The organism is Bartonella sp. CL266QHHD, from assembly GCF_042195355.1.
Lineage (GTDB): Bacteria > Pseudomonadota > Alphaproteobacteria > Rhizobiales > Rhizobiaceae > Bartonella.
Genome location: NZ_JBHIOD010000044.1, coordinates 24,323 through 32,030 on the forward strand (window position 1 = coordinate 24,323; position 7,708 = coordinate 32,030).

The window sequence follows — 7,708 nt, forward strand, 5'->3', positions numbered from 1 at the left end:
ACACAGGCGCCCCAAAACACCGCCTCAACCAACCACGCCTCTACACAGGCATCCCCGCACACATTCCAACAGGTACCCTCAACCAACCCCGCCTCCACGCACACATCCCAGCAGGCGACCCAGCACACACCTCAGCAAATATTCCAACACACACCTCGGCAGGTACCCTCAACTAACCCCGCCTCTACACAGGCGCCCCAAAACACCGCCTCAACCAACCACGCCTCTACACAGGCATCCCCGCACACATCCCAACAGGTAACCCAACACGCACCTCAGCAGGTACCCTCAACCAACCCCGCCTCCACGCACACATCCCAGCAGGCGACCCAGCACACACCTCAGCAAATATTCCAACACACACCTCAGCAGGTACCCTCAACTAACCCCGCCTCTACACAGGCGCCCCAAAACACCGCCACAACCAACCACCCCTCCACACAGGCACCCCAAAACACCGCCTCAACCAACCACGCCTCTACAAAGGCGCCCCAAAACACCGCCTCAACCAACCCCACCTCCACGCAGGCATCCCCGCACACATCCCAACAGGCAACCCAGCACGCACCTCAGCAGGCACCCCAAAACACACCCCAGCAGGTACCCTCAACCACCCCCGCCTCTACTCAGGCATCCCCGCACACATCCCAACAGATAACCCAACACGCACCTCAGCAGGTACCCTCAACCAACCCCGCCTCTACACAGGCATCCCCGCACACATCCCAACAGGTAACCCAACACGCACCTCAGCAGGTACCCTCAACCAACCTCACCTCCACACAGGCGCCCCAAAACACCGCCTCAACCAACCACGCCTCCACGCAGGCATCCACGCACACACCCCAGCAGGCACCCACGCACGCGCCCCAACAGGCGCCATTCCCCAATTTTTCTTCAACAAACCGTACCATTGTTATCACTGAAGGAGAAATTGATGCGCTATCCTTAGCCGCCTATGGATATCCGGCGGTTTCTGTTCCCTTTGGAGGAGGCAGTGGAGGAAAACACAACTGGATTGAAAATGAATTTGATCATTTAGAATCTTTTGAAACGATTTTTTTAGCCACCGATATGGATCCGCCCGGAGAAGAAGCAGCCCGTGAGATTGCCAGCAGGCTTGGACGCCACCGTTGCTACCGTGTCCGTTTACCCCTTAAAGATGCCAATGACTGTTTAACCGCAGGGATCGATAAAGCCACCATAAAAGCTGCCTTTTCCTCAGCACAAAGCTTTGCCCCAGAAGGTTTACGGCGCGCCTCAGACTATAAAGATCAAGTGATTGGGCTTTTTTGGCCAGAGCCTGAAAAACATCTTGGTTATACGGTTCCCTATCCTAAACTGAAGGACAAATTGCATTTCCGCCCAGCAGAATTAACGCTCTGGAGTGGTGCGAGTGGTGCAGGTAAAAGCCAATTATTATCAGATTGTATTCCCCATTGGATTGCACAAAAGAGTCGCCTTTGCTTAGCGTCTCTAGAAATGAAAGGAGAACAATCACTTCGCCGTTTAACCAAACAAACGGGCGGCTTAGAACAGCCTACAAAAGAAACGATTGAACGGATTCTTCATTTTTTAGACGAAGGGCTTATTCTTTATGAGCATGTTGGCAAATCGAGCGTAGATACCTTGCTTGAAGTCTTTGACTATTGCCGTGCGCGCTATGGCTGCGATCAATTTATCATCGACAGTTTGATGCGGCTTGGCATTGCCTCTGATGATTATGCAAGACAAGAACAAGCGGTTTATAAAATGGTTGATTGGGCTGTTTTAAACAATGTGCATATTCACCTTGTCGCCCATGCCCGCAAAGGCGGTCTGGATAAAGATATCCCCAGCACAGAAGACATTAAAGGCGCCTCAGAAATTGGTGCCAATGCCTTTAATATCATCACCATTTGGCGCAATCGGTCGTTGGAAGATAAAATCTTTGCCGCCTCTCTAGCACAAGAAAAAGCAGATTTAGCAAAACGCCCAGGCGTTATTATGAATATTGCCAAACAACGTTCTGGTGATTTTGAAGGCAAAATAGGGCTTTGGTTTGATCCCCAAACCTACCGCTATCGCTGTTCTTTTGAACAATCATTCCCTCGACGTTATCTGTAATACCCATAAACCCCACTCTCTTTAAAAACGCCTCCGCCTTCACACGCGCACGCCTTGCTCCCACAGAAACAACAGGAAGGATCAATCCACAAATAATGAAAAACACCCAATCCTTCGCGAACCAAAGCCAGCTCAACCCCATATTCTCTGCTCCCAAAGGCAAACAAAAAAAGATCGCTCCAGCAATGGCGCAAAACACCAACCCCTTCAATAACCACAAACAACGCGTCACCACTCCATCTTGCCGCCCTCTCATATGCAAAATCAAGAACCACTCCAACAGTACAGCAAATACCAGCCCCATCAAGGACAGGAGTCCCCACGGTATGTCCATACTCTCCATCCCCCAAAGAGCCAAAAAAAGGACGACTCCTAAAATACCGTAAAACAGCACTTCCTTCAAAAAGAGGGAAATACCACAAATACAATAAAACGCCGCCCGCCACCTCGGAATATCGAAGCGCTTGGAAACTTTATAAGTACAAATAACGACAACAATAAAAAGGTAGGAAACCACCAACAACAGCAAAAAAAACAAATCGTTCGACATCAATATCCAAAATAACCCACAGTAAAATTAAAGACCACACCCATGGAGAAAAAAACACCAGCTACCTCAAAAACCAAGCCCATAGAACACGCGCACACCTTGCTCCCTCACAAACAAAAGGAAGGGTAAATCCAAAAATGAATAAAAACACCCAATCCTTCGAGAACCAAAGCCAGCTCAACCCTAGATTCTCTGCTCCCAGACGGGTAAAACAAAGGAGAGTACCCAAAATGCAGAAAAACAGCACAAAATTCAAAGCACGCAACGACCTCTGTAACACCGTATCACCTTGCTCGCGTATAAAGAACCCCAAGAGCACTTTCAACAATACAGACAAGAGCAAAACCTTTAAGAATACCGCCCTTATGCTATCCATATCTCTGACACCCACAGCAGCAAACCACAGGATAAAGCCCATCATGCAACAAAACATAACCGCCTTTAAGAACACTTGCCAAGCAACAGGCATGCTCTTGACGCCCAGATGCACCAAACCAAGGACAGTTGCAAAAATGCAAGAAAACACCGCCCCCTTCAAGAGCAGCTCCCCGTCAACAGCGCGCCTGCCCACGCCCACATAAATAAAACCAAGGTAGGTGGCAACAACGCCATAAAGCACCACCCATCTCCAAAACATCCCCCCTGTAACAGAGCGACGCTTTGCTCCCTTATAAATAAAAATCAAGGCCAGAGCAAAAAAGCAGCAAACCCCCAACAACAGCCAAAACATCACATCGTTCGACATCAAATACCCCTCACAGAAAGAACATCAAAGACCACGCCCGTGGGACAGAAAAATGCTCATTTTTTTAAGCCCCCCAACAGTACACGCACACACCGTACCCCTCCAAAGCAAAAAAAGGAAAAAGTCCAACAACGCAGCAAAACACCAGCACCTTCAAAAACATGTCCCGCGCAACCACCATACGCCCCGCTCCTTTATTAAGTAAAAATCAGAGACCATGCCAAAAATGCAGCGAAAGATCAATCCTTTGCAAAGAATGAAAGCCTAAACCCAAGACGTTTTGCCCCTAGACAAATAAGCCCAAGGATAAGACCAAAGACAACGCCAAAAAGAATATGGAAGACCCACTTGTTTGAGAACCACAACCAAGCCAAACCAAAGTGCTCAGCTTGCCCATAAACAAACTTAGAGGTCACGCCAACAAAGAATGCAAGCACCCCACCCTTAAAAAAGTCCTTCCTTGTAAACCCGAAAAACCTTATTCCCGCATAAATAGAAACAAAGGCGAGAACCAAAGGACAGAAAAGTGCCAACCACTGCAAAAACATCAAATCGTTCGACATCAAATACCCCTCACAGAAAGAACATCAAAGACCACGCCCGTGGGACAGAAAAATGCTCATTTTTTTTAAGCCCCCCAACAGTACACGCACACACCGTACCCCCTCCAAAGCAAAAAAAGGAACAAGTCCAATAGTGCCCAGAAACACCCCATTGTTAAAGATCAAAAACCAGTGCCCCCCCATATGCTTGGCTCCGTTATACGCCAATCCAACAACAGCTCCAACAACGCAGCAAAACACCAGAAACTTCAAAAACATGTCCCGCGCAACCACCATACGCCCCGCTCCTTTATTAAGTAAAAATCAGAGACCATGCCAAAAATGCAGCAAAAGATCAATCCTTTGCAAAGAATGAAAGCCTAAACCCAAAACGCTTTGCCCCTAGACAAATAAGCCCAAGGATAAGACCAAAGACAACGCCAAAAAGAATGTAAAAGACCTAACTGTTTGAAAACCACACCTGAGCCAAACCAAAATGCTCAGCTTGCGCATAAACAAACTTAGAGCTCACGCCAACAAAGAATGCAAGCACCCCACTCTTAAAAAAGTCCTTCCTTGTAACCGCGAAAAACCTCATTGCCGCATAAATAGAAACAAAGACAAGAGCAACAAAGCAGAAAAATACCAACCACGGCAAAAAAACCAAATCATGCGGCATCAATATCCCCCACAGCAGTAAAATTAAAGGTAACGCCCATCATGCAAAAAAATGCCAATCCTTTCAAGAAGCAAATCCACGCGAGACAATACACTTTTCTCCCATACAGCCTCTCCTATAAAACAATGACAACACCCACAGAAAGCGACCCCTCACCCTTTTTTTGAAACTTCCCCTCACGCAAAAAGCAGACATAAAAACGTATCCCTCAACAAGCATACAACAGCACAATCCCGTTTCTTTGCATAAACATAAAGAAGCAAACGATAATTTTTAAGGAGATGCTATGACCCATAAGCAGAAAAAAAATATGCAAACCTGCCCGCTTGATCATCAAAATCAAGAAAAGCACATTGGTCATTTAAAGACGCAAGAAATCCCTGTTGAAACGCGTAATCCTTATTTTAAACCCAATCATCGAGAAAGTTCCAGCAACCCGCGCACCATCAATGCCATTGCCAATGCACAAAGCCATCCCATTGCACTTTTATATGCGAAAGGACATCTCAGCAAAGCCCAATATAAAGCGGCAGAACGTTTTTATTTTTACTGGCGTCAAAGCCAAGCCGATCTCCACATGAGCCTTGACTACACCCGTGAAAAGGTTTCCTGTAGCCAAGGGTACATACACCCCATTGAACGTCAAATAGAAGCCTCCAATCATTTAAGAACAATCAAAGTTCAACTGGGTATTCTTGGCTATTCACTGCTTGAACGCGTTATCGGCCATGGACAAGCGATAAAAGAATTAAGTTCTTCAAAACGCAAACAAAACTCCCTTGCCGATCATTTACGAGATTGTTTAGACTTGCTCGCATTTCATTGGGGATATGCAAACCATAAACATTTTGAATAATCCCCCTCCTCGCCATTTTAAGCGGCCTCCCATGTTGCCCCCGCCCCCTCTAAAGAAACCTCCCCCACACGGGCTCAAGCATTGAGCAGCTCTCGCCCCCATTTTCATTACCTTGCCCCCCACACCCAAAAGGACAATACTTCACCCCCCACACATACTGAAGATACACCCCACACTCTTAAAAACAAAAAGCCTTCCCCATATCAGTCCTATAATCATGAGGGGCTCTTAATTCGTTTTTGATTGAAGAATATTATCAAGATGCTTGCATGTATCATAATATTTTTAAATATAGTTTAATTAATATCGAGTCTTAAAACAAATATTCAATTGAAAAAAGTGTTAAGTTTTAATGCAAAATGACAAAATTTTTTGTAAAAAGTATTTTTTATATTGCTATTTTTTCAATTCTCTGCTAATTATAATGTGGTAGGTTCTTTAAGTATGATTTTTTGTATTTAGTACGGCCTTTTGAATTTATTCTTTTTTGACACGTCCTGCGAGTCAATGTTAAAATTCTCCTGCTCTTTGGTCCTCTAATTGCGACGGAGGACTTTTTTTTATAACTGTACTTTTTTATGACTGTATTGTCTTAAATCACTTCCTTATGAGCTTTGTTATATTCCTCCATAAGGTCTACCCGCAAAATAGATCATTCTTTTGTCAAATTGACTTGCGTTTCATTCTCAAAGAACAAAGATTCTTAACTCAATCTGATTTACAAACAGCTTGGATACACTTCTCTCTTGGCTTCCATTTCCTCTTGGCTTCCATTTCCTCTTGGCTTCCATTCACTCTTGGCTTCCATTCAGGGATTTTCAGCTAAACTCAAGGCGCAACAGAAGCTTGCTCTGTCTTAAAGATTCACCACGCCCTTAAAAAAACACTTAAAACATATCCAAAGAAGCCTGCTTCATATCACCAAACTTCAAATGACAGTGTTTTACGACATAACAGAATGACTTAACTACTGGATAACTTTCTTTATCACATAGTCCACCAACAGGTTGATGTATCACGATAATACTTTGATTTATAATAATAATTTCCAGTTATCCATATAAAATTAAGAGACCCGGATATCATAGGGATTCTCTCATTTCAAATTTATTTCATGTTGCATCAATCAACACCTTGTCTTTTCCACATTACAAACATGAGAGACATATGAAATAAAACACTAGCAAGATAAAGAATCAAAATGCCTCTTATGAACACGCTCAAGAGCCAAAGGCTGTCATCACATGAGGCGCGAATAGTATGATAGTGCAGGCTTTCCCCTTATGAGATTTTAAAGAAGGGCTTATCCACTTCGCAAGAGATTTCTCCATTATCCCATTCATCAATATCCCCATTCATCAACATCCCCATTCATCAACATCCCCATTCATCAACATCATTGTGATGATAAGATAACATAATGTTTTTTAAACAAGTACGTAAATGTGCAACACAAATATATTCTATTTAGAACATTCTGTTTTACGTGATTCGCGTAAAACCCCATTAAAAACAAAATCTCTATGAGAAAAAATCTAAAGCGTGAGGATAAAAACATGAAGCAAGCGTGATTCCATTCAGCTATTGCTCTTTAACCGTCAAACCAAATAAAAATAGATCCGGCCAAATAAAAATAGATCCAGAAAGTATGTTAATCTTCCTACCTTAAGAGATAAGCTAAGAATATAGACAACATCTCTCCTAACATTCCCCTTTTTCTAGCATCGCGTAAGAATCAAAAGTTATACAGCTTATTTTGTCATATTATAAAGCACTGTTTTTTTAAGGCGGTATTGAAGCAGTTAAAACAATTGAAGTGTTTAGCCAACGCCATTAGCAAAGCTAAAAAAAACAAACTGTTGAAAAGCCGTGCATATCTTGTGTAAACACAAAAAAAACAAGAAAAAGGCACAAAAATATCTTAATTTTTATAAAAATGCTCAGCGTCTTTTACGATTGTATTGACGAACAACCCTTATCACATAATCATCTTAAATATTGAGAATAAAGAATGAATAGCCCTCGCAAATACAGCAACCTATCAATAAAAATATAAAAACAAATCTTTTGGTTATCTCTGTTTCTTATGGAATATGCCTTTCCCTATGGATGCACTTTAGCCTCCAAAGAGTGCGTTCAATCCATGGAAAGGATGCACTCCGCCCTCAAAAAGAGTGCATCCTTCCCCTCAACGGAAACTGCCGAACCCTCATGAAGCAGTATCCAATCC

At 43.7% G+C, this 7,708-nt stretch carries 10 protein-coding genes and 1 pseudogene; 2 read left to right on the top strand and 9 right to left on the bottom strand.

Going from position 1 to position 7,708, the window contains the following annotated elements; all coding sequences use genetic code 11:
- Positions 1–226: 226 nt before the first annotated feature.
- From ACFIK7_RS06050 to ACFIK7_RS06065, 4 genes are all read right to left on the bottom strand, one after another.
- Positions 227–382: a hypothetical protein gene (locus tag ACFIK7_RS06050; protein WP_375663095.1), complete on the bottom strand. Its 156-nt coding sequence runs from the start codon at positions 380–382 to the stop codon at positions 227–229.
- Entirely contained in the window at positions 366–524 is a 159-nt protein-coding gene (locus tag ACFIK7_RS06055) for a hypothetical protein (protein ID WP_375663096.1), read from the bottom strand. The genes ACFIK7_RS06050 and ACFIK7_RS06055 overlap by 17 nt, the downstream gene beginning before the upstream one ends.
- On the bottom strand, positions 479–610 hold the full coding sequence (locus ACFIK7_RS06060) for a hypothetical protein (RefSeq protein WP_375663097.1): 132 nt from the start codon (positions 608–610) through the stop codon (positions 479–481). The genes ACFIK7_RS06055 and ACFIK7_RS06060 overlap by 46 nt, the downstream gene beginning before the upstream one ends.
- A 162-nt stretch (positions 611–772) precedes the next feature.
- On the bottom strand, positions 773–901 hold the full coding sequence (locus ACFIK7_RS06065; RefSeq protein WP_375663098.1) for a hypothetical protein: 129 nt from the start codon (positions 899–901) through the stop codon (positions 773–775).
- Here ACFIK7_RS06065 and ACFIK7_RS06070 point away from each other — a divergent pair.
- Positions 892–2,103: pseudogene (locus tag ACFIK7_RS06070) on the top strand (bifunctional DNA primase/helicase); the annotation flags it as partial. The gene ACFIK7_RS06065 and the pseudogene ACFIK7_RS06070 sit on opposite strands and share 10 nt — an antisense overlap.
- Here the strand turns inward: ACFIK7_RS06070 and ACFIK7_RS06075 are convergent.
- From ACFIK7_RS06075 to ACFIK7_RS06095, 5 genes are all read right to left on the bottom strand, one after another.
- A complete protein-coding gene (locus ACFIK7_RS06075; RefSeq protein WP_375663088.1) occupies positions 2,097–2,534 on the bottom strand; it encodes a hypothetical protein in 438 nt (145 codons plus the stop codon). The pseudogene ACFIK7_RS06070 and the gene ACFIK7_RS06075 sit on opposite strands and share 7 nt — an antisense overlap.
- A gap of 183 nt (positions 2,535–2,717) precedes the next feature.
- The gene (locus ACFIK7_RS06080) at positions 2,718–3,401 is read right to left on the bottom strand and encodes a hypothetical protein (RefSeq protein ID WP_375663089.1); all 684 of its coding nucleotides are present in this window, start codon (positions 3,399–3,401) and stop codon (positions 2,718–2,720) included.
- A 239-nt stretch (positions 3,402–3,640) separates the two neighbouring features.
- Positions 3,641–3,964: a hypothetical protein gene (locus tag ACFIK7_RS06085; RefSeq protein WP_375663090.1), complete on the bottom strand. Its 324-nt coding sequence runs from the start codon at positions 3,962–3,964 to the stop codon at positions 3,641–3,643.
- A gap of 24 nt (positions 3,965–3,988) precedes the next feature.
- On the bottom strand, positions 3,989–4,240 hold the full coding sequence (locus ACFIK7_RS06090) for a hypothetical protein (RefSeq protein ID WP_375663091.1): 252 nt from the start codon (positions 4,238–4,240) through the stop codon (positions 3,989–3,991).
- A gap of 163 nt (positions 4,241–4,403) precedes the next feature.
- Positions 4,404–4,622 (bottom strand): hypothetical protein, encoded by a 219-nt coding sequence (locus tag ACFIK7_RS06095; protein ID WP_375663092.1) that lies wholly within the window; start codon positions 4,620–4,622, stop codon positions 4,404–4,406.
- A 286-nt stretch (positions 4,623–4,908) separates the two neighbouring features.
- Here ACFIK7_RS06095 and ACFIK7_RS06100 point away from each other — a divergent pair, with 286 nt between their 5' ends.
- On the top strand, positions 4,909–5,478 hold the full coding sequence (locus ACFIK7_RS06100) for a hypothetical protein (protein ID WP_273790862.1): 570 nt from the start codon (positions 4,909–4,911) through the stop codon (positions 5,476–5,478).
- Positions 5,479–7,708 lie beyond the last annotated feature (2,230 nt).

What these genes read in the sequence shown, in the direction of transcription:
- ACFIK7_RS06095 (WP_375663092.1), bottom strand. Translation starts at nt 4,622, where the DNA reads ATGCCGCATGATTTGGTTTTTTTGCCGTGGTTGGTATTTTTCTGCTTT.
- ACFIK7_RS06090 (WP_375663091.1), bottom strand. Translation starts at nt 4,240, where the DNA reads ATGGTGGTTGCGCGGGACATGTTTTTGAAGTTTCTGGTGTTTTGCTGC.
- ACFIK7_RS06085 (WP_375663090.1), bottom strand. Translation starts at nt 3,964, where the DNA reads ATGTCGAACGATTTGATGTTTTTGCAGTGGTTGGCACTTTTCTGTCCT.
- ACFIK7_RS06080 (WP_375663089.1), bottom strand. Translation starts at nt 3,401, where the DNA reads ATGTCGAACGATGTGATGTTTTGGCTGTTGTTGGGGGTTTGCTGCTTT.
- ACFIK7_RS06100 (WP_273790862.1), top strand. Translation starts at nt 4,909, where the DNA reads ATGACCCATAAGCAGAAAAAAAATATGCAAACCTGCCCGCTTGATCAT.